Source organism: Arthrobacter sp. NicSoilB8 (assembly GCF_019977355.1).
Lineage (GTDB): Bacteria > Actinomycetota > Actinomycetes > Actinomycetales > Micrococcaceae > Arthrobacter.
Map to the genome: position 1 here is coordinate 440,494 of NZ_AP024655.1, position 18,298 is coordinate 458,791.

The 18,298-nt window shown below is 67.9% G+C and carries 22 protein-coding genes and 3 tRNA genes; 19 read left to right on the top strand and 6 right to left on the bottom strand.

All coding sequences use genetic code 11. The features are described 5' to 3' along the window. Window positions 1-232 precede the first annotated feature (232 nt). The gene (locus LDO15_RS02035; RefSeq protein WP_263428410.1) at window positions 233-982 is read left to right on the top strand and encodes an ABC transporter permease; all 750 of its coding nucleotides are present in this window, start codon (window positions 233-235) and stop codon (window positions 980-982) included. Window positions 983-1,009: 27 nt separating this feature from the next. On the opposite strand, the gene LDO15_RS02040 is transcribed toward LDO15_RS02035, so the two are convergent. From LDO15_RS02040 to LDO15_RS02060, 5 genes are all read right to left on the bottom strand, one after another. Beyond that, window positions 1,010-2,560 (bottom strand): C40 family peptidase, encoded by a 1,551-nt coding sequence (locus LDO15_RS02040; RefSeq protein WP_223983494.1) that lies wholly within the window; start codon window positions 2,558-2,560, stop codon window positions 1,010-1,012. A gap of 307 nt (window positions 2,561-2,867) precedes the next feature. Beyond that, window positions 2,868-3,794, bottom strand: a complete 927-nt coding sequence (locus LDO15_RS02045) for a cation diffusion facilitator family transporter (RefSeq protein WP_223983495.1) — start codon at window positions 3,792-3,794, stop codon at window positions 2,868-2,870. Window positions 3,795-3,804: 10 nt separating this feature from the next. Next, window positions 3,805-4,251: a metallopeptidase family protein gene (locus LDO15_RS02050; RefSeq protein WP_223983497.1), complete on the bottom strand. Its 447-nt coding sequence runs from the start codon at window positions 4,249-4,251 to the stop codon at window positions 3,805-3,807. Between the two features lie 9 nt (window positions 4,252-4,260). Then, window positions 4,261-5,241, bottom strand: coding sequence for a DMT family transporter (locus tag LDO15_RS02055; protein WP_223983499.1), 981 nt, complete (start codon window positions 5,239-5,241; stop codon window positions 4,261-4,263). A gap of 86 nt (window positions 5,242-5,327) precedes the next feature. After that, on the bottom strand, window positions 5,328-6,206 hold the full coding sequence (locus LDO15_RS02060) for an ArgP/LysG family DNA-binding transcriptional regulator (RefSeq protein WP_223983501.1): 879 nt from the start codon (window positions 6,204-6,206) through the stop codon (window positions 5,328-5,330). 68 nt (window positions 6,207-6,274) lie between these two features. On the opposite strand from LDO15_RS02060, the gene LDO15_RS02065 reads away from it, so the two are divergent. Both LDO15_RS02065 and LDO15_RS02070 read left to right on the top strand, forming a co-directional pair. Then, window positions 6,275-6,877: a LysE/ArgO family amino acid transporter gene (locus LDO15_RS02065; protein ID WP_223983503.1), complete on the top strand. Its 603-nt coding sequence runs from the start codon at window positions 6,275-6,277 to the stop codon at window positions 6,875-6,877. Between the two features lie 152 nt (window positions 6,878-7,029). Next, window positions 7,030-7,575, top strand: a complete 546-nt coding sequence (locus LDO15_RS02070; RefSeq protein ID WP_223983505.1) for an isoprenylcysteine carboxylmethyltransferase family protein — start codon at window positions 7,030-7,032, stop codon at window positions 7,573-7,575. 45 nt (window positions 7,576-7,620) lie between these two features. Here LDO15_RS02070 and LDO15_RS02075 read toward each other — a convergent pair whose 3' ends face one another. Further along, complete coding sequence (locus LDO15_RS02075; RefSeq protein ID WP_223983507.1) at window positions 7,621-8,640, bottom strand: PHP domain-containing protein; 1,020 nt, start codon at window positions 8,638-8,640, stop codon at window positions 7,621-7,623. A gap of 211 nt (window positions 8,641-8,851) precedes the next feature. On the opposite strand from LDO15_RS02075, the gene LDO15_RS02080 reads away from it, so the two are divergent. The 16 genes from LDO15_RS02080 to LDO15_RS02155 all read left to right on the top strand — a co-directional run bounded on the left by LDO15_RS02080 (window position 8,852) and on the right by LDO15_RS02155 (window position 18,286). Continuing rightward, window positions 8,852-8,924, top strand: a tRNA-Glu gene (locus LDO15_RS02080). A gap of 114 nt (window positions 8,925-9,038) precedes the next feature. After that, window positions 9,039-9,112 (top strand) — tRNA-Asp (locus LDO15_RS02085). Window positions 9,113-9,160: 48 nt separating this feature from the next. Beyond that, a tRNA-Phe gene (locus LDO15_RS02090) sits at window positions 9,161-9,236 on the top strand. 146 nt (window positions 9,237-9,382) lie between these two features. Next, window positions 9,383-9,535 (top strand): hypothetical protein, encoded by a 153-nt coding sequence (locus tag LDO15_RS02095; protein WP_223983509.1) that lies wholly within the window; start codon window positions 9,383-9,385, stop codon window positions 9,533-9,535. Between the two features lie 206 nt (window positions 9,536-9,741). Further along, complete coding sequence (locus LDO15_RS02100) at window positions 9,742-10,200, top strand: hypothetical protein (RefSeq protein WP_223983511.1); 459 nt, start codon at window positions 9,742-9,744, stop codon at window positions 10,198-10,200. Window positions 10,201-10,291: 91 nt separating this feature from the next. Further along, window positions 10,292-10,972 carry a hypothetical protein gene (locus LDO15_RS02105; RefSeq protein ID WP_223983514.1) on the top strand — a complete coding sequence of 227 codons (681 nt, stop codon included), beginning with the start codon at window positions 10,292-10,294 and terminating at the stop codon, window positions 10,970-10,972. Between the two features lie 160 nt (window positions 10,973-11,132). After that, window positions 11,133-11,612, top strand: coding sequence for an Asp23/Gls24 family envelope stress response protein (locus LDO15_RS02110; RefSeq protein WP_223983517.1), 480 nt, complete (start codon window positions 11,133-11,135; stop codon window positions 11,610-11,612). Then, window positions 11,609-11,800 carry a hypothetical protein gene (locus LDO15_RS02115; RefSeq protein ID WP_223983519.1) on the top strand — a complete coding sequence of 64 codons (192 nt, stop codon included), beginning with the start codon at window positions 11,609-11,611 and terminating at the stop codon, window positions 11,798-11,800. Before LDO15_RS02110 ends, LDO15_RS02115 begins: the two co-directional genes overlap by 4 nt. Then, window positions 11,797-12,180 (top strand): hypothetical protein, encoded by a 384-nt coding sequence (locus tag LDO15_RS02120; RefSeq protein WP_223983521.1) that lies wholly within the window; start codon window positions 11,797-11,799, stop codon window positions 12,178-12,180. The genes LDO15_RS02115 and LDO15_RS02120 overlap by 4 nt, the downstream gene beginning before the upstream one ends. Next, window positions 12,177-12,836: a DUF6286 domain-containing protein gene (locus LDO15_RS02125; protein WP_223983522.1), complete on the top strand. Its 660-nt coding sequence runs from the start codon at window positions 12,177-12,179 to the stop codon at window positions 12,834-12,836. Before LDO15_RS02120 ends, LDO15_RS02125 begins: the two co-directional genes overlap by 4 nt. Then, window positions 12,833-13,444, top strand: coding sequence for an alkaline shock response membrane anchor protein AmaP (locus tag LDO15_RS02130; protein WP_223983524.1), 612 nt, complete (start codon window positions 12,833-12,835; stop codon window positions 13,442-13,444). Before LDO15_RS02125 ends, LDO15_RS02130 begins: the two co-directional genes overlap by 4 nt. A gap of 187 nt (window positions 13,445-13,631) precedes the next feature. Further along, window positions 13,632-14,915: an ABC transporter substrate-binding protein gene (locus LDO15_RS02135; RefSeq protein WP_223983526.1), complete on the top strand. Its 1,284-nt coding sequence runs from the start codon at window positions 13,632-13,634 to the stop codon at window positions 14,913-14,915. Window positions 14,916-14,922: 7 nt separating this feature from the next. Beyond that, window positions 14,923-15,960 carry a sugar ABC transporter permease gene (locus LDO15_RS02140; RefSeq protein WP_223983528.1) on the top strand — a complete coding sequence of 346 codons (1,038 nt, stop codon included), beginning with the start codon at window positions 14,923-14,925 and terminating at the stop codon, window positions 15,958-15,960. Then, window positions 15,957-16,856 carry a carbohydrate ABC transporter permease gene (locus tag LDO15_RS02145; RefSeq protein WP_223983530.1) on the top strand — a complete coding sequence of 300 codons (900 nt, stop codon included), beginning with the start codon at window positions 15,957-15,959 and terminating at the stop codon, window positions 16,854-16,856. Before LDO15_RS02140 ends, LDO15_RS02145 begins: the two co-directional genes overlap by 4 nt. A gap of 10 nt (window positions 16,857-16,866) precedes the next feature. Then, the gene (locus tag LDO15_RS02150; protein WP_223983532.1) at window positions 16,867-17,121 is read left to right on the top strand and encodes a hypothetical protein; all 255 of its coding nucleotides are present in this window, start codon (window positions 16,867-16,869) and stop codon (window positions 17,119-17,121) included. A gap of 115 nt (window positions 17,122-17,236) precedes the next feature. Continuing rightward, window positions 17,237-18,286 (top strand): LacI family DNA-binding transcriptional regulator, encoded by a 1,050-nt coding sequence (locus tag LDO15_RS02155; RefSeq protein WP_223983535.1) that lies wholly within the window; start codon window positions 17,237-17,239, stop codon window positions 18,284-18,286. The last annotated feature ends 12 nt before the right edge of the window (window positions 18,287-18,298 follow it).

Below are 18,298 nucleotides of genomic sequence, written 5' to 3' on the forward strand. Positions count from 1 at the left end.
CGGCACATCCAGGGGCGGGCCATCGGCCGGCCCGTCAGCCGGCCCGTCAGCCGGCACACCGGGCAGCCGCAGCGTGGAAAGTAGAAGCGCGGAAAGTAGCAGCGCCGACGGGTCCGGTGACACTGGCGGGGCCGTCACGGCGAGCGGTCAACCGGTTCGGCGCCGGTCCCTGACCGGCGGGCTGCTGGCCTCCGAGCTCGGGGTGCTGTTCCGACGCCGCCGGACCTGGGCCATGTTGTGCGCACTGGCGGCCATTCCGGTCCTGATCGCGGTGGCGGTGCGGGTTTCCTCGGCCGTTCCTGCCGGCCGCGGGCCGGCCTTCCTGGACCGGATCAGCCAGAATGGGCTGTTCGTGGGCGTCACGGCCATGGTGGTGTCCGTTCCGCTGTTCCTGCCGCTCACCGTCGGCGTGGTGGCCGGAGACACGATCGCCGGCGAGGCAGGCCAGGGAACCCTGCGGTACCTGCTGGTGGCGCCGGCCGGGCGGATCCGGCTGCTGTTCGTCAAATATGCCGGCGCGGCGCTGTTCGTCGTCGTTGCCCCGCTCGTGGTTGCCCTGGTCGGGGCCGGAATCGGCGCGGCGCTTTTCCCGGTGGGACCGGTGACGTTGCTTTCCGGCGACACCATCGGGCCGGGCGCGGCCATGATGAGGCTCTTGCTGATCGCCGCTTATCTGGCAGTCTCTCTGCTCGGATTGTCCGCGATCGGCCTGTTCATCTCCACCCTGACCGACGTTCCCGTGGGGGCCATGGCGGCGACCGTGGTGCTCTCGGTAGTTTCCCAGGTCCTGGACGCCCTGCCCCAGCTCGAATGGCTGCATCCCTGGCTGTTCAGCCACTACTGGCTGGACTTTGGCGATCTCCTCCGGCAGCCCCTTGCCTGGGACTCCTTTGCCGTCAACGCGGTGCTGCAGGGCGGCTACATCGCCGTGTTCGGAGCACTGGCCTATGGCAGGTTCATCACCAAGGACGTGCTCTCCTAAACTCCGGGTCGGTGCCCGGCGGGGGCGTCAGTAGCGCGCCACGTAGCCGTAGAGCTGCATCCCGGACATGGCGGCAACATCGGTGACCGTGATGCCGGCGTCGGGATTGAGGGCCTGCACCACACGGCCGCCGCCGAGGTAGATGGCCACATGGTAGAAGCCCGGGGACGAGCCCCAGACGAGCAAATCGCCCGGACGCGCCTGCGAGAGCGGCACGTGGACGGGGGCCTGCGCGAACTGCTGGGAGGCAGTGCGGGGCAGGTACTTGCCGGCCGCGGCGAACGCATTCTGCACCAGCCCCGAGCAGTCAAAACCATAGGCCCCGGTTCCACCGTACTGATAGAAGAACGGCGAGCCGGTCTTGCCGAGCGCAACGGAAATCGCGGTCTGGTTTGACCCGCCCGAAATGGGCGCCGGAACAGGAATCGGTGCCGGAACAGGAACGGGAACCGGTATCGGTGCCGGAACAGGAACAGGAACAGGAACGGGAACAGGAACGGGAACAGGTGCCGGAGCTGGGCCAGGCGCAGGTGCCGGAGCAGGCGCGGGTGCGGACGCCGGTTCGGGCTCAGGAGATGCCGGCTGCTGGACGGCCGGGTCGCCCCCTCCCGGCGAAGCCGGGACAGGCTGCGAAGCCGGGACAGGCGGCGAAGCCGGGACAGGCTGTGAAGCCGGGACAGGCTGTGAAACCGGGGCAGGCTGGGAGCCCGTGCCCGGCTGCGGCGCGGCGCCGGCCGCCGCAGTCAGCGCCGCCAGCCGCTCCTGCCGGCGCTGGCGGTCCAGGGCATCAACCCGGGCCGATTCCAGCGCCGCGGTGGTGTTCTTAAGCGTTGCCAGCTGGTCCACGAGCGCGCTCCGCTGGGCTTTGGCGTCGGCCACGGCCTGGCGCTGGGCCGCGGTGGCGCGGTCGGCGTCTGCCTTGCGGGCTTCCGCCGTCGCGGCAGCCTCATCGGCGGCTCGGTTGGCCTCCGCTGCGGACTCCGTCAGCGACTGTGCGGCGGCCGCTGCGGTTTCCGCGGACTGGAAGGCCCGAGCGCGGCCGGCCGTCACGGCCTCCAGGGTCGCGGCAGCTTCGAGCGCGTGGCCCGTGCCGCTGACGAAGCTGCTGAGAGCCGGATTCAGGCCGCCGTTGCGGTAGAGGTCGCCGGCGAGCTGGCCGAGCTGCTTGCGGGTCTTGGCCTGCTCCGCCTCGGCGGCGGCAGCCCTCGCGGCCGCGACCGTCGCGGCCTCCCGCCGGGTGGCCAGCTCCACGAGCGCCTCACTGTACGCGTTGTTCGCCTGCAGGGACACGGCCAGGCTGGCTTCCTGCGCGGCCGAGGCATCGGCCAGGAGCCCGTCAATCCTGGTGACCTCTGCCGCCGTCGCGCTTTCACTGGACTTGGCGGCCGCGATTTCTTCCGGTGAGGGGATCTCCGGCGATGCCGGAACCCGGCCGGGCGCTGCAGCTAGTGCTGCAGTCAGCGCTGACGGCCGTGCGGAAGGAAGTTGTGCGGCCTTTGCCGGGAGCGCGAGCGTTCCAAGGAGGACGACGGCGGTGCAGAGCACAGCCGTCTTTCGACCGGATCCGGTCCAGCTCATGGGCAAACCTCGCTGAAGTCTCAGGCTGGAATGAGCGAGGTCGGATTTTGGCACATGAAAAAGCCCCTCTGCGGATCACCCAGCAGGCATGAGGCTACGTGCCAAAGGCCACTTTGGCAACACAAGTCACATCAATAACATAAACAACAATGGTGTCATTTGGCCACGTGCGTCACGGGCGTGTCCTGTCGTCGGGCGGGCCGGAAGCAACGCCCAGCGGCGCCGGCAGCGCGACAAGCAGCAGGCCAGGCAGCCCGGGACGCCCGTGAAGACGCGGGCCGGCCGCGGGTGCGGACGCCGCCGTCGGTCAGGCGTGCTGGTGGGCCTCGTGCTCCGAGTGCGTGGCGGGCTCGAGCTGGAAGGTGCAGTGCTCCGTGTCGAAATGGGAGCCCAGGCAGGTGGTGAGCTTGTCCAGGACCCGGTCGGCGCCGCGGGCGCCGAGCGCCGCGTCCTCCACCACCACGTGGGCGGAGAAGACGGGGACGCCCGAGGTGATGGTCCAGATGTGGATGTCGTGGACGGACACCACTCCATCCACCGCGAGGATGTGCTCGCGGATCATCTGGACGTCCACACCCTTGGGCGTGGCCTCGAGGAGCACGTCCACCACGTCGCGCAGCAGGTGCCAGGCCCGGGGCAGGATCATGAGGGCGATGAGGATCGATGCAATGGTGTCTGCCGACTGGAACCCGGTGACCATGATGACCACGGCCGCCGCGATGACGGCAAAGGATCCCAGCAGGTCGCCCAGGACTTCCAGGTAGGCGCCGCGGACGTTGAGGCTCTCCTTCTGGGCCCCGCGCAGGATCAGCAGGGACACCAGGTTGGCGACGGCGCCGAGGATCGCCGCGGAGAGCATGACGTCGGTGTGGACCTCCGGTGCTGAGCCGAGCCGGCGGATCGCCTCGGTGAAGATCACCACGGAAATGACGATCAGGACCAGGGCGTTTGCCAGTGCGGCCAGGACCTCGGCGCGCAGGTAGCCGTAGGTGCGCAGGTCGCTGGCGGGCCGGGTGGCGATCCAGGCGGCCAGCAGGGCGATGAACACCCCGGCGGCGTCGGAGAGCATGTGCCCGGCGTCGGCAAGCAGTGCGAGGGAACCGGAGACGACGGCGCCGATGGTCTGCACCAGCACCACAGCGAGCGTGATGGCCAGGACGGCGATCAGGCGCTTCCGGTGCTTGGCAGTGCCCGTGGCAGTGATGCCGTGCGCGTGGCTGTGGTCGTGTCCCATGCCTATAAGGCTAGCCCCAGCCGAGCTCGTGCAGGCGTTCGTCGCCGATGCCGAAGTGGTGGGCAATCTCGTGCACCACGGTCACGGTGACTTCCTCGATCACGTCCTCCCGGGACGCGCAGATGTCCAGGATGGGCTGGCGGAAGATCGTGATCCGGTCCGGCAGGGAGCCGGCGTCCCACCAGGAGTCCCGTTCGGTCAGGGGAACCCCTTCATAGAGCCCCAGCAGCACGGTGTCCGGGTCCTCCCCGGGCTGCGGGGTGTAGTCATCCTCGATGAAGATCGCGACATTGTTCATGGTCTTGGCCAGCTCCGGCGGGATCCGGTCCAGGGCGTCCCGCACGGCGGCCTCGAAGTCGGCTTCCGACATCGGGAACGGTTCAGCGTCCGCCCCACGGCCTGCACCGTCCCCGCTGTCAGGAATGATCGGCAGGCCGGGCGGCAGGGACGAAGGCATAGGAAAACTCTAGCGGGACCGGCGCCGGGTCAGTCCCACGCCCACAAGGCAGATCACGCCGCCCACCAGGCCCCAAACGGTGGGAATCTCGCCGAGCACCAGCCAGGAAATCAGGATTGTGGTGCCCGGCACCAGGTAGGTGGTGGCGGCGAGGCGTCCCGCATCAATCAGGGAAAGGGCGTAGGCCCAGGTGGTGAAGGCGATCGCGGTGGGGAAGATGCCCAGATAGACCAGTCCCAGGGTCGCCGGCAGGGGAGCTGCCTGCAGCTCTGTGATTAGCTGGCCGCTGAAAGGCAGGCAGCAAATGGCGCCCACCATGATGCCGAACCACGTGGCCTGGGCGGCCGGGAACTTGCGGAGCACCGGCTTCTGGACAATGACGCTCACCGCGGCCAGCGCGGCCGCGAGCAGGCAGAGCAGCACGCCGGCCACGTCCGCCGTCGACCGCTGGCCGGAACCCAGCGCGATCAGGGCGACGCCGCCGAAGGCTATCAGGCTGCCGATGATCAGCCAGCGCGGGAATCCCTCTTTGAGGATCACGCCGGCCATCACGGCGACCAGGATGGGGTTGACGTTGATCAGCAGGGCGGCGGTGCCGGCGTCGAGCATGTGCTCTGCCGCGTTGAGGGCCACGTTGTAGCCGCCGAACCACATGACGCCGTAGGCGAGGATGGGCCACCATTCGCGGCCCCGGGGCAGCCCCCGCAGCTTCGGCACCACCAGGAGGCCCAGCACGACGGCGGCGACCGCCAGCCGTCCAAGCGTCAGGGGGCCGGGGGAGAAGCTCGGGCCCACGGCCCGGATGCCGACGAAGGCGGAGGCCCACAGGACCACGGTGACCACGACGGCGGCGATGCCGAGCCTGCTGATCGGGGCCGGCTGTCCGGGAGGGGCCGGGGCGGGTGCGGGGGCGGGTGCGGGGGAGGCGTGCGGAGACCCTTCGTGGGGGCCTGCGGACGGAGTGGGGCCGGATGCGGCGGTGGTAGCCATGCTGCCAATCTAGCCGGTGCCCCGACCTCCCGGCTGGCGGGAATCGGTCACGTCTAGTCGAGATCCTGCCAACATGCCGACTGGCCTCAGCGCAGAACGCGCGCCGCCGCCTGGACGGCGTCCGCGACCTCCGTCAACGCCGCCGAGCCGCGTCGCCATTGCTGCCAGTACAGGGCGACGTCCACGTGAGCGCGGGGCGCGAGGATCTCGAGCGTGCCGTTCGCGAGGTCTTCGCCGATTTCGATCTCGGGCATCATGCCCCAGCCCATGCCCCAGCGGATGGCATCGCCAAACTCCTGGGAGGCCGGCACGTAGTGCCGCGGCGGCTGCAGCGATACCCGGAGGCGGCGCAGCCAGCGGTCCTGCAGATCGTCCTTGCGGTCGTAGACCAGCACGGGGGCCGTGGCCAGGGCCGCTGCGGTCACGCCGGGTGCAAACCAGCGGCGGGCGAAATCGGGCGCGCACACCGGCAGGTACCGCATGATGCCCAGCTTCCGGGACGAGCATCCGGGCACGGGCGTGGCCGTCTCCGTGATCGCGGCCGCCGCGGCGCCGGCGCGCAGCAGGTCCAGCGAGTGCTCCTGGTCTTCGCGCAGGATCTCCAGCTGGATGGTGCCGCTGGCCGCCGCAAGACCGGCCAGTGCCCAGGTGTGCAAGGAATCGCTGTTGATCACCAGGGTCAGGCGCGTTCGCCCGTGGGGTTCGTCCGGCTGCAGTTCCCCGGCGAGGTCCGCGGAGAGCAGCTCCAGCTGCCGGGCGAACCTCACCACGGCCTGGCCGGACTCCGTGAGCCCCGCGGGCCGCGCCCGGGTCAGGACCGGCCGGCCGACGGCGGCCTCGAGGGCGCGGATCCGCTGGCTGATCGCCGAGGGCGTCACGGACAAGTGCGCGGCCGCGGCGTCGAAGCTTCCGTGCGTCACGATTGCGGCCAGCGTCCGGGCTTGCTCGGGGGCGATGTCGATCATTAGCTCATCTTATCTAGCGGAAGAATCTTTAACTGGTTTCATCTGACTCGCGGACCTACCGTGGAACGGTGATCCTCTCCCTGTTCTCAGGCCTCTCCGCCGGACTGTCCCTCATTGTCGCCATCGGAGCGCAAAACGCCTTTGTTCTCCGCCAGGGCATCCAGCGTTCGCACGTCGGCCTGGTGGTGGCGGTCTGCGCAGTGTCGGACCTGGTGCTCATCCTGCTGGGTGTCGCCGGCATCGGCGTCCTCCTGGACCGGGCGCCCGCCGCGCTCGTGGTGATCCGCTGGGCCGGGGCCGCCTTCCTCTTCGCATACGGGATGCTCGCGGCCCGGCGTGCGGTTCGGGGGCAGCAGATGGGCCACCCGTCCGACATGCCGGCCGGCGGCCGGGCGGCCGTGCTGGGCACCTGCCTGGCCTTCACCTGGCTGAACCCGCACGTCTATCTGGACACGGTGTTGCTGCTCGGGTCCCTCGCGGCCGCCCAGGGCGAGTCCGGGCGCTGGTGGTTTGCTGCCGGAGCCGGCTTCGGGAGCATTGCCTGGTTCACCGCCCTTGGCGTGGGAGCGCGTTTCCTTTCGTCGGTGTTCCGGCGGCGGGCGGCGTGGCGCGTGCTCGACGCCGGGATCGCCGTCGTGATGTTGACGCTGGCGGTGCTGCTGGTCGCCTGAGCACCGGGGCTCCCCGCCCCGCCCCGCCTGGCCGCCGTTCCGCCGATGCAAGGTGCGGGGACGGCGCAATCCGATCCGGATCCGGTTCCCAGCCCGGGGCGGGGGCCGGTAGGCCCTTGTCCGCGCAATGCGGCAGGTTCACGATTGCTGGCATGACAGCATCCTCAGCTTCTGCCCGCGAAAGAAAGCGGGCAGCCATCGGGACTGCGGTCTTCGCAGCCGCCCCCGCGACGGTCGCCGGCGTGGTGCCCTGGCTCCTCACCCGCTGGGACGTGAAGACCCCGGTCCCCGGCGGCGTGCCGGCGCAGATCACCGGCGCGCTGCTGATCGGTGCGGGCGCGGCGGTGATCGCGAACTCCTTTGTCCATTTCGCCACGGAGGGCGTCGGGACCCCGGCGCCATTTGCCCCGCCCAGGCAACTGGTGGTGGGCGGGCTCTACCGGTACGTGCGGAATCCGATGTATGTGTCCATCGCGGCGGCTGTCGCCGGGCAGGGGCTCCTGCTTGGCCAGCCGAAGCTCTTCGTGGCACTGGGCCTCGGAACCGTCCCCGTGGTGGTGTTCGTCCGGCTGTACGAGGAGCCGGTACTGACCCGGACGTTCGGTGCGGCCTACGAGGAGTACCGCCGTAACGTCCCGCGCTGGCTGCCCAGGCTCACGCCGTGGCGGCCCGAAAGTCCGGAGTCGGCCCTGGCCTAGGTGCCGGGTCTGCCCGGCCTGCGCCGGGCCGCGGGCGCGCGGCCCCTATCTGCCGCCTCCGGACCACTCCAGCAGCCGATCCAGCGGCCAGGTGGTGACGATCCGCTCGGCGGGGACGCCGTTCGCGGCCGCGCGTTCGGCGCCGTACTGCAGGAAATCCAGCTGGCCCGGAGCATGGGCGTCACTGTCGATGCTGAAGAGGCAGCCGGCCTCGAGGGCCAGCCGGATCAGCTCGTCCGGCGGGTCCTGCCGTTCGGGACGCGAATTGATTTCGACGGCGACAGTGTTCTCGGCGCACGCCGCGAACACGCGCTCGGCGTCGAACTCGGACGGCGGCCGGGTTCCCCGCGAGCCCTGCAGCAGCCGGCCGGTGCAGTGGCCGAGGATGTTCATGTGCGGATCGTTGATGGCGCCCAGCATCCTGTCGGTCATGGTGCGCCGGTCGGAGCGGAGCTTCGAATGCACGCTCGCCACCACGATGTCCAGCCGGTCCAGCATGTCCGGGGACTGGTCCAGGGCGCCGTCCTCCAGGATATCCACCTCGATCCCGGCCAGGAGGCGGAAGCCACCGCCGTCCCGATTGATGCCCGCAACCACGTCCAGCTGCTCCCGGAGGCGTTCGGCGCTCAGGCCGTTGGCGATTTTGAGGCTGGGGGAGTGGTCCGTCAGTGCGAGGTAGTCCCGGCCCAGCATCCGGGCGGCGTCGGCCATGAGTCCGATCGGGGACCCGCCGTCAGACCAGTCGCTGTGGCTGTGCAGGTCCCCACGGAGGTCGGAGCGCAGTTCGGCGCCCCCGGCCGCAAGGGGCTGCTGCCCGCGTTGGCGCAGGTCCTCAAGGTAGTCGGGTACGCCGCCGTCGACCGCCTGCGCGATGACTTCGAACGTCCTGTCCCCGATCCCCTTCATGCTCTTCAGCCTGCCGCTGCGTGCCCGCGCAGCGACCTCATCCGGTTCCAGGGCGCCGATAATCACGGCTGCCTTGCGGAACGCCTGAATCTTGAACGTGGGGGCCAGCTCGCGTTCCAGCCAGAACGCAATCTCATTGAGGGCATCAACGGCATCCATCCGTCCATCTTGCACCCACCTTGGGCCCGCGATGCAGCCACCATGCACCGGTCTTGCCCCTGTCTTGCCCCTGCGGGGCGGCCGATTTTGGATAATCCGGGGGTGTGCCCTTATAGTTTTATAGTCCCGTTCGGAGGAACCTGCGAGGACAAAAACGAAAGGCTTCGGCCCTTAATTTTTGCCCTGATGAGTTAAACCGGATGGCGTTCTGGCCCCCATCGTCTAGCGGCCTAGGACACCGCCCTTTCACGGCGGCGGCACGGGTTCGAATCCCGTTGGGGGTACGCAAGGAACTGGTCAAACCGGATGAAAAAGTCTGGTAGGCTAAAGGCCTTGAAAAATTGCAGTAGCGATACTGCAGACAGCAAGAAATATGCAGTACAAGCAGTAACAAGCAAGGCCCTGTAGCGCAGTTGGTTAGCGCGCCGCCCTGTCACGGCGGAGGTCGCGGGTTCAAGTCCCGTCAGGGTCGCTCTGATTGCCGGAAGAAATTCCGGCCGTCAAGGTGACGTGTCACCTAGGCTCTGTAGCTCAGTTGGTAGAGCGTTCGACTGAAAATCGAAAGGTCACCGGATCGACGCCGGTCGGAGCCACCACTGAGAAGCATCAGTTCTTTCAGAACTGGTGCTTTTCTTCTTTAACGCTGTCGGGTGTCCGGTCCGGGGTTCTGCGGACCGGGGAGGGACTAGGCGCCCCCGTAGCTGTCGCCCGGGCGAAAACTCCTGTCCCGTAGGATGCATGGATGGGACTAATAATTGCGCTTCTTGTCATTTGGCTCGTTCTTTCTATTGTCGGTTTTGCCGTGAAGGGCCTGCTCTGGCTGGCACTGATTGCACTTGTCCTCTTTGTCGCCACCGGCGTTTGGGGATGGGTGAAGCGCAAGGCCAGGGCCTGATTCTTCGCTTCGTCCTTGCCGGCGGCGGTTTGCATCAGAGGGTGCAGGCCGCCGCTTTTTTCTTGTTGCCTTAGGGCCGGCGGCGCCCGGTTGGGGGCCGGGCGGCCGGCCGGGCTAGACTCGCACGCTGGGGAAAGAACAGCAAGGCCGCCGGCAGCCCGGACCGGGCGGGCGGCGCAATCTCAACCGAAAAGTGATTCTGCAACGTGATTTCGAAGAATATTGCCCGTCCTCTCGCCGCAACCGCCCTCCTCGCCGCGCTGGCCCTCACGGGCTGTTCGGCCCCACAGGCCGGCAGTGCGCCGTCGTCGGACGCGGCCCCCGCCACTGCTTCCGCTTCCGGCACGCCGAGCCCCAGCGCAACGTCCGGACCGTTCGGCGGCTTCACCAGCGCCGCAGAGGCGTGCGCCAAGATCTCGGAGCAGGCCACCGGGGCCACTCTCCTTCCGCTCTCGGCGGCCCAGGGCAAGACTGTGGAACTGGAGCAGTTCAAGACGGACTTGGCCGAGACAGCCGAGCGTGTTCCGGACAGCCTCAAGGCAGATTTCGCCCACCTCAATGAGGTTGCGGTGGCCGGCATCACCGACCAGACGGTGTTCTCCAGCGGAAAGCTCCAGGCCGCCATGGCGCCCGTCACCACCTGGATCGCCACGAACTGCAAGTAGGTCCACCGGTCCTTCGGCACTGTTCCGAGCGGGTGTTCCGGTACTATTCTCGGGCTGCCGGAATACCTTGGATCTTGCCCGGAGGGCAATCATGCGACAGACAGTCATGGGACAGAACACGGGCCAGCAAACCCTCCCGTACGCACCTTGGTCTGAACGCACCGTGCGTCGCCGACCCCACGAGCACCTTGTCCCACGCGACCGGCCCCGCGGGGCCGTGGCGGCCGCCGCCAGCTCCGCCCTGGCCGTTTCCCTGGCGCTGGCGGGCTGTTCAGGACCGGCGGGACCGGCGGCCTCCTCCGGTCCGCCATCCCAGGCTCCTGCCAGCCCGAACAGCACTGCGTCCGGCGCCCCGACAAGCCCCCCGACCAGCACCTCGACCAGCCTCCCGTCCGACTTCCCGTCCGACTTCCCATCCGACTTCCCGTCCGGCGGCGAGGCGGGCACGGCGCCTGGCAGCCCCGACGCATCCGGCGGAGCCCTGGGCGGATTCGGGAGCATCACGGAGGCCTGCGCCGCCGTGAGCGCCACCGTGCTCTCCGTCCTGGCCCTGCCCATGGCCGCGGCAACGGGACACGACACCGCGGAGGCGGAGAAGGCCCGGGCCGAACTGGAGAAACTGCAGGCCAAGGTGCCGGCCGACATCAAGGACTCCATCGACAGGCTGAAGTCCGTAGCCGACGACGCCGGCAACGACCTCTCCAAGTTCAACAGCGAGGAGTTTGACAAGGCCATCGGCCCGATCGACGCATGGATGCAGTCCCACTGCTGAGAACCGGACGCAGATTCTGGCGCCTCTTTTCGGACTCCGCTGACTTCACGCACCCCGCGGCCGGCGCCGGCATGAGCCGTGGGGAACGGGCACGGCAAGATTCCCCCGCGCGGCCCGAGGCAGGGACTAGGGTTGTGTCAAAGAGAAGGGGGAGTGGCTCATGGAATACCAGAATTCTCAACCCGTTGCGGGTGCTGTTGCCGGTGCAGCGCCCGGTCCTATGGACGGGCTGCCCGCGCCGGCGGGCATCGGCCGCACCGTCATTTCGGAAGCCGCCATCGCCAAGGTCGCAGGCATTGCCGCCCGATCGGTGCCGGGTGTCTACTCGCTGGGATCGGGTCCGTCGCGGGCCCTGGGGGCCATTCGCGACGCCGTCGGCAGCGCCGACCATGCGGCGGGAGTCCGTGTAGAAGTCGGCGAAACCCAGGCCGCCGTGGACATCGACCTCGTTGCCGTCTACGGCACCCACTTGCAGGCCCTCGCGGACCAGGTCCGTGCCGCCGTCTACGCCGCCGTGGAAGAGCTGGTGGGGCTCGAAGTGATCGAGGTAAATATTGAGATCAATGATGTCTATGTGCCCGGCCCGGCCAAACCCGCCGCGTCCGGCGAGGTCCGGCCGGTAAGGGAGGCAATCCAATGAATCTGACGGTTGTCGGAATCTTCGCAGGGGCCTTCGTGGCTTTCATGTCCTTCCAGTTTGGCGCCTGGGGATTCCTCGGGGCCCTGTTCTTCATGGGCATTGGCGCTCTCTTTGGCCGGGCCGCGGAGGGGAAGCTGGACCTGCGTAGCGTGTTTGATGCCCTCACTGGCAGGCGTTCCTCCTCATGAGCGTCTCGGCTGGGGCGCCCGTCCGCGGCGTCGCGATGGCCGGGCACAACCGCATCAGCACCCAGGCCCTGACTAGCGTGGCGCGGGGGGCTGCGGGCGAGGCCTTGGGCGTGCCGCCGCAGGATGTCCGGGCCGAGTGGTCGGACGATGACGGGCTGCTGGCGCTCTCGCTTGTCACGCACCTCGGGATCCCGCCCCTGACGGTAGTCCGCCGGGATCCCGCGCGCGTGGCGGGGTTTGGCGGTTCCATCTGGGAGCGCACCGTCGCCGCCAAGGCCCAGATCCTGCACCGCGTGACCGAACTGACCGGGGCGCAGCTCAGCCGGGTGGACATCCGCATCAGCGGGGCCACCGTGCGCGGGGGAGGTCGGGTGCATTGAGCCAGGACACCCAGAACGCCGGGATCGGTCCCGGCCCGTACGACGCCGGTCCAGTGCCGGGGAGCGCGCCGCCAGTTTCCGGCGCGGCCGGCATGGGACGGATCCTCAAGCGGGAGACGCACTCATCACGGGCCGTCGTCTCCGTCATCGCGGCCACCCTGGTCGCTGTGGTGTGCGGTTACGCGCTGCTGGAGACTGGAGTCCGCGCGATCGGGCAGCCGCCGTGGATTGTCGATCCGCTGACGGCGGCCGAGCGTGTTGTCGCGCTCCCGGCCGGCATGCCGCCGCTTCTGCTGGTCGTCACCGGCGTCGTGGTGGCCGTGGCGGGACTGTTCTTCTTCCTCAACGCCGTGCTGCCGGGGCGGCGCGCCCGCCACCTGCTGGCGGACCGCCGGGCCGCCGTCGTGGTGGACGATGAAGTGATCGCCGCCGCCCTGGCGCGCCGGGCGCGGCTGGCCGCCAACGTGACCCAGGAACAGGTGATGGTGATCGTGTCGCGGGACCGGGTCGACATCAACGTCCGGCCTACCTCCGGCGTGCCGCTGCGGCCGGACACCGTCCTGGAGGCCGTGCGGCGGGAGCTGGCGGAGATGGGCCCCGCACCCATGCCGGACGTGCGGATCCACGTGGCCACGGCAGGAGTGGTGGGGGCATGAACAACACCCCGCGGGTCCTGAACCGCGTCCTGATCGGCATCCTCGGCATCACGCTTCTCGCCATCGGCGTCCTGCTGGTGCTGCTGGCGACCGTCCCCGCGGTCGGCTTCTGGTGGCATGAGTGGGCTGGTGGCGTGTTGAACTTCTGGCTCGATTTGTTCGAACGGACGCAGTTCCCCGGCCGCCAGGAGAGCTGGCTGTGGCTGGTGATCTGCCTTGCGCTGGTGTTGGTGCTGGGCCTGATGATCGCCTGGGTTGCCCAGCAGGGCAAGGGCCGGACCAGCCTGATCGTGGCCGAGGAGGACCCTGGCGGCGTGCCGGGCAATGTCGGGATAAGCGGCGGCGTGGCAGAGCAGGCGCTTCGTGCGGCCCTCGCGGACCGGCCCGACCTGGCCGGAGTCACCGTTGCCGTCTACGAAATCCGGGGGGTGCCGGCACTGAAGATCCGTGTGGAGCCGCGTCAGGGCGTCGCCCCGCACACGCTGGCGGCCGACGTCTCCTCGCTCGTGGAGGCGCTCGACGCCGTGATGGGCAAGCGCACCCCGGTCCTGATCCACATCGGATCCGGGGCGCGGTCGCGCTTCGGCAGGGCCGAGCGCGTCCGCTGAAGCGGCGGTGAGATTGAGGCAACATTCACGCCAGGCGCGTCGCCGGACCGGCAGGCCCGCCGGGTCTCCTTTGCATAAAGGATTCATGTAAACGCTTGCATTCCTCACCGGGTGTTGATTACTGTGATGGTCGGCACATCAACTGCACGGCCGGCCTTCACCGGTACTCAGCGAGGAGCACTCCAGTATGAAAACCCGCAACTTCCTACTTCCCATCGCCACAGCAGGCATTTTGGCCATGACCCTTTCGGCCTGCGGCGGCGGGGGTGGCGGCACCTCCGGCGGCAGCGATGCCGCCTCGCAGGGCCTGGACGGGCGCGGCCCCATCACCTATGTCCAGGGCAAGGACAACAGCAACGTGGTCCGTCCGCTGATCGAGAAGTGGAACGCCGCGCACCCGAATGAGAAGGTCACCTTCAAGGAGCAGACCGACCAGGCCGACCAGCAGCACGACGACCTCGTCCAGCACTTCCAGGCCAAGGACCCCGGCTACGACGTCGCGAGCGTCGACGTCGTCTGGACCGCCGAATTTGCCGCCAAGGGCTGGCTGCAGCCGCTCAAGGACAAGATGGCGCTGGATACTTCGGCCATGCTGAAGCCGACCGTCACGGCCGCCTCCTACAAGGGCACGCTGTACGCGGCACCGGAATCGTCCGACGGCGGCATCCTCTACTACCGCAAGGATCTGGTTCCCACGCCCCCGAAGACCTGGGACGAGATGATGGGCATGTGCTCCATCGCCAAGGCGAACAACATCGGCTGCTACTCGGGCCAGTTCAAGAAGTACGAGGGTCTGACCGTCAACGCCTCTGAAGCGATCAACTCCGCCGGCGGGGCCGTGCTGGACGCGGACGGCAAGCCCAACCTGCTCACGCCTGAGGCAAAGGCGGGAATGGCGAACCTGACCAAGGCCTACGCAGACGGCCAGATCCCTAAGGAAGCCATCACGTTCCAGGAAGAGGAAAGCCGCCAGGCCTTCCAGGACGGCAAGCTGCTGTTCCTGCGTAACTGGCCTTACGTCTACAACCTGGCCACCACTGAAGGCTCCTCGAAGGTCAAGGATGTCCTGGGCATGACCGCCCTGCCGGGCAAGGACGGCCCGGGCGCCTCCTCCCTCGGCGGCCACAGCGCAGCGGTCAGCGTCTATTCGAAGAACAAGGCCACGGCCCTGGACTTCCTGAAGTTCCTCACCACGGAAGAGACCCAGAAGTTCTTCGCCACGCAGGGCTCGCTCGCCCCGGTGATCGGCAAGCTCTATGACGACCAGGAGCTCGTCGCCAAGCTGCCGTACCTGCCGGTGCTGAAGACCTCGATCGAGAACGCCGTGCCCCGTCCGGTCACCCCGTTCTACCCGGCCGTCACCAAGGCCATCCAGGAAAACGCGTACTCGGCCATCAAGGGCGAGAAGACCGTAGACGCGGCCCTGTCTGACATGCAGAAGTCCATCGAATCCGCTAGCGCGGGACAGTAGGTCCATCATGGCAACTGAAGTAGGCCCGACGTCGGTCAAGGCACCGGCGTCGGGCGGGGCACCGATCCACCACGCACCCAAGGGTGTCGGGGAGGACAACCGCATCGCGACGCAGGGGCGCTGGGCAGCCTGGCTCCTGGCGCCAACCATCCTCGCACTGTCAGTGGTGATCGTGTACCCGATCATCACCGCCATTGTGATGTCATTCCAAAAGGATGCCGGCCTAGACCCCGCCACGGGTCTCTTCACCGAGGGTGGCCCGGCCGGTTTCTCGAACTACGTGAACTGGATTTTCCAGCAGTGCCCGGCCCCGGGCGGCGGAACCGTTGACTGCCCGCCGGGTACCCTCGGTGCACAGTTCTGGTCCGCCACCGGAACCACCTTCTTCTTCACCATCGTCACTGTGGCACTGGAGACGGTGCTCGGCTTCTGGATGGCCGTCATCATGGCACGGGCCTTCAAGGGCCGCAGCCTGGTCCGCGCAGCGGTCCTGGTGCCGTGGGCCATCCCCACCGCCGTGACGGCCAAGCTGTGGCTGTTCATCTTCGCTTTCGAAGGCATCGGCAACAAGCTTTTCAACACCACCGTCCTGTGGACCGGCAGCGAATGGCCGGCGAGGTGGGCCGTGATCATCGCGGACGTCTGGAAGACCACGCCCTTCATGGCGCTGTTGATTCTTGCCGGCCTGCAGATGATCCCCGCGGAAGTCTATGAGGCGGCGAAGGTCGACGGCGCCAGTGCCTGGCAGCGGTTCCGGATGATCACCCTGCCGCTGGTGAAGCCGGCGCTCATGGTGGCCATCCTCTTCCGCACCCTGGACGCGCTGCGCATGTTCGACCTCCCGTACATCCTGACGGGCGGGGCCAACAACACCACGACGCTCTCCATCCTGGTAATCAACCAGATCAGGCAGGGCTTCAACGCGGCGGCGGCTTTGTCCACCATCACGTTCATCATCATCTTTCTGGTGGCTTTCATCTTCGTACGCTTCCTTGGAGCGAACGTGGTGGAGCAGCAGACCGGCGCAGGTAAGGGGAAGAAATGACCGCCGCGACGAGCGCCGCAACCGAGCTGCGCGCAGAGCAGGACCGGGGGCGGAAGGTCGCACAGAACCGCGAGAAGTGGGCCAGCGCCCGCACCTATATCAGTGCGGTCGTGATCCTCTTCTGGTGCCTGGCACCGGCCTACTGGATGGTGGTGACGGCGTTCCGCGACGTCGGCTACACCTACGACACCTCGATCCTGCCGACCCACGTGACGCTGGACAACTTCAAGACCGCGTTCGACACGTCCTTCGGCAACCACTTCGGCCAGGCCCTGCTCAACAGCTTGTTCATCGGCACCGTCGTGACCCTGGTGTCGCTGCTGATCGGCGTGTTTGCGGCCTACGCACTGGCCCGTTTGAACTTCAAGTTCAAGTACCTCGTGCTGGGCTTTATCCTGGGGGCTTCCATGTTCCCCGGCGTCGCCCTCATCACGCCGCTGTTCCAGCTCTTCACGAACATCGGCTGGATGGGCACCTACCAGGCCCTGATCATCCCGAATATCTCGTTCGTGCTGCCGCTGACCGTCTACACCATGACGTCCTTCTTCCGGGAGATGCCGTGGGAGCTGGAGGAATCGGCGCGGGTGGACGGCTGCACGCAGGGACAGGCCTTCAGGAAGGTCATCATGCCGCTGGCCGCTCCGGCCATCTTCACGACGGCGATCCTCGCCTTCATTTCCTCGTGGAATGAATTCCTGATCGCCAGCCAGCTCTCCAGCGACGCCACGCAGCCGGTCACGGTGGCCATTGCCAGCTTCGCCGGTGCGCAGCCCAACCAGATCCCGTACACCGCGATCATGGCTGCGGGCACCATCGTGACCATTCCCTTGGTCATCCTGGTGCTGGTGTTCCAGCGCAAGATCGTGGCCGGCCTCACCGCCGGCGCCGTCAAGTGACGGTGCGATCATGACCGACGAGCAGAACCAGGGCCATGTGCCGGCATCGCGTCGAAAGGTGCGCTCCGGCGAGGACTTTGACATCATCATCGGGTTCCTCGGCTTCTGGGCCGTGGTGCTCCTGGTGGTCACCGTCTGGATGGAGGTGACCGCCCAGGATGCCCTCGGCTGGGCTTTGGGCCTGCTCGTCATGCTACTGGCCCTCTACGGGATGATCCGGCTGCGCCGGCGGCTGCCGAACCGGACGGCCAGCCGGCGCGGCTAGGCGCCCGGCAGCCAAGAGCGGGCCAGGCCATTCGACTGCCGCGGGGGTGGCGGGGCACAACAACGTCTGCGGACTGCCGTCAGGCATCTGCGGACCGTCAACAAGGGGACAAAAAGTGGCACGGACAGAAAGGGCGCAGCGCGGCGGCCACTCCGGCGTCAGCATTGAGGATGTCGCCGCCGCAGCCGGCGTATCCACGGCCACCGTGTCCCGGGCCGTCCGCGGACTGCCCCGCGTCTCCCCGGCAACGCGGGAGAAGATCCTCGGCATTGCCGAATCCTTGGGCTACGTCGCTTCGTCCTCCGCGTCCGGCCTGGCAACGGGCCGGACCAAAACCATCGGCGTCCTGGCCCCGTTCGTCAGCCGCTGGTTCTTTTCCAAGGCCATTGAGGGCGCGGACCGGGAGCTGCATGCCCGCCAGTACAACCTCTCCCTCTTCAATCTCGGCGGCCACGGCAGCAACCGGGAGCGGCTCTTCAGCAAGACCATGGTCTACAAGCAGATCGACGCCCTGCTGGTCCTCTGTATGGCCCTCAGCCACGAGGAAATCGAGCACCTCCAGAAGATCGACATTCCGCTGGTGGTCGTGGGAGGCCACGTCGAGGAGTGCCCCTACATCGGCATCGACGACTACGCCGCGGCCGCCACCGCGGTCCGCCACCTGATCGGGCTGGGCCACACCGACATTGCGCTCCTGCACGGCGACGACGAAACCGACCTCAACTTCGACGTCCCCCGGGTCCGGATCCAGGCCTTCCAGGACATCATGCGGGAAGCGGGGCTGCCGGTCCGGCCGGAATGGGACCAGTGGGGGGACTTCACCGTCCGCAGCGGACAGGAGGCGTTCCGCCGCCTGTGGGCCTGGGGCGGTCCCAAGCCCACGGCCATCTTCTGCGCCTCCGATGAGATGGCCATGGGTGTGATCTTCGAGGCCAACAGGGCCGGGGTGCGGGTGCCGGAGGATCTGTCGGTCATCGGGATCGACGATCACGACTTCGCCGACGCCATGGGGCTCACGACGGTAGGCCAGCGGCCGGACGAACAAGCCGAACTCGGCACCAAGATGCTGCTGGACGAACTCGACGGAATTGCCGGGGCCGTGCAGTCCTCCGTGGCGCCGCACCGGCTGATCGTTCGCAGGACGACGGCACCGCCGCGGCACTGAACAACCCGACTA

Bases quoted from the DNA above. Each gene is read 5' to 3' on its own strand.
- LDO15_RS02115 (WP_223983519.1), top strand. From the start codon at position 11,609: ATGAATCTGACGGTTGTCGGAATCTTCGCAGGGGCCTTCGTGGCTTTC.
- LDO15_RS02145 (WP_223983530.1), top strand. From the start codon at position 15,957: ATGACCGCCGCGACGAGCGCCGCAACCGAGCTGCGCGCAGAGCAGGAC.
- LDO15_RS02135 (WP_223983526.1), top strand. From the start codon at position 13,632: ATGAAAACCCGCAACTTCCTACTTCCCATCGCCACAGCAGGCATTTTG.
- LDO15_RS02070 (WP_223983505.1), top strand. From the start codon at position 7,030: ATGACAGCATCCTCAGCTTCTGCCCGCGAAAGAAAGCGGGCAGCCATC.
- LDO15_RS02105 (WP_223983514.1), top strand. From the start codon at position 10,292: ATGCGACAGACAGTCATGGGACAGAACACGGGCCAGCAAACCCTCCCG.
- LDO15_RS02055 (WP_223983499.1), bottom strand. From the start codon at position 5,241: ATGGCTACCACCGCCGCATCCGGCCCCACTCCGTCCGCAGGCCCCCAC.
- LDO15_RS02095 (WP_223983509.1), top strand. From the start codon at position 9,383: ATGGGACTAATAATTGCGCTTCTTGTCATTTGGCTCGTTCTTTCTATT.
- LDO15_RS02120 (WP_223983521.1), top strand. From the start codon at position 11,797: ATGAGCGTCTCGGCTGGGGCGCCCGTCCGCGGCGTCGCGATGGCCGGG.
- LDO15_RS02045 (WP_223983495.1), bottom strand. From the start codon at position 3,794: ATGGGACACGACCACAGCCACGCGCACGGCATCACTGCCACGGGCACT.
- LDO15_RS02110 (WP_223983517.1), top strand. From the start codon at position 11,133: ATGGAATACCAGAATTCTCAACCCGTTGCGGGTGCTGTTGCCGGTGCA.
- LDO15_RS02035 (WP_263428410.1), top strand. From the start codon at position 233: ATGTTGTGCGCACTGGCGGCCATTCCGGTCCTGATCGCGGTGGCGGTG.
- LDO15_RS02060 (WP_223983501.1), bottom strand. From the start codon at position 6,206: ATGATCGACATCGCCCCCGAGCAAGCCCGGACGCTGGCCGCAATCGTG.
- LDO15_RS02040 (WP_223983494.1), bottom strand. From the start codon at position 2,560: ATGAGCTGGACCGGATCCGGTCGAAAGACGGCTGTGCTCTGCACCGCC.
- LDO15_RS02140 (WP_223983528.1), top strand. From the start codon at position 14,923: ATGGCAACTGAAGTAGGCCCGACGTCGGTCAAGGCACCGGCGTCGGGC.
- LDO15_RS02050 (WP_223983497.1), bottom strand. From the start codon at position 4,251: ATGCCTTCGTCCCTGCCGCCCGGCCTGCCGATCATTCCTGACAGCGGG.
- LDO15_RS02130 (WP_223983524.1), top strand. From the start codon at position 12,833: ATGAACAACACCCCGCGGGTCCTGAACCGCGTCCTGATCGGCATCCTC.
- LDO15_RS02150 (WP_223983532.1), top strand. From the start codon at position 16,867: ATGACCGACGAGCAGAACCAGGGCCATGTGCCGGCATCGCGTCGAAAG.
- LDO15_RS02075 (WP_223983507.1), bottom strand. From the start codon at position 8,640: ATGGATGCCGTTGATGCCCTCAATGAGATTGCGTTCTGGCTGGAACGC.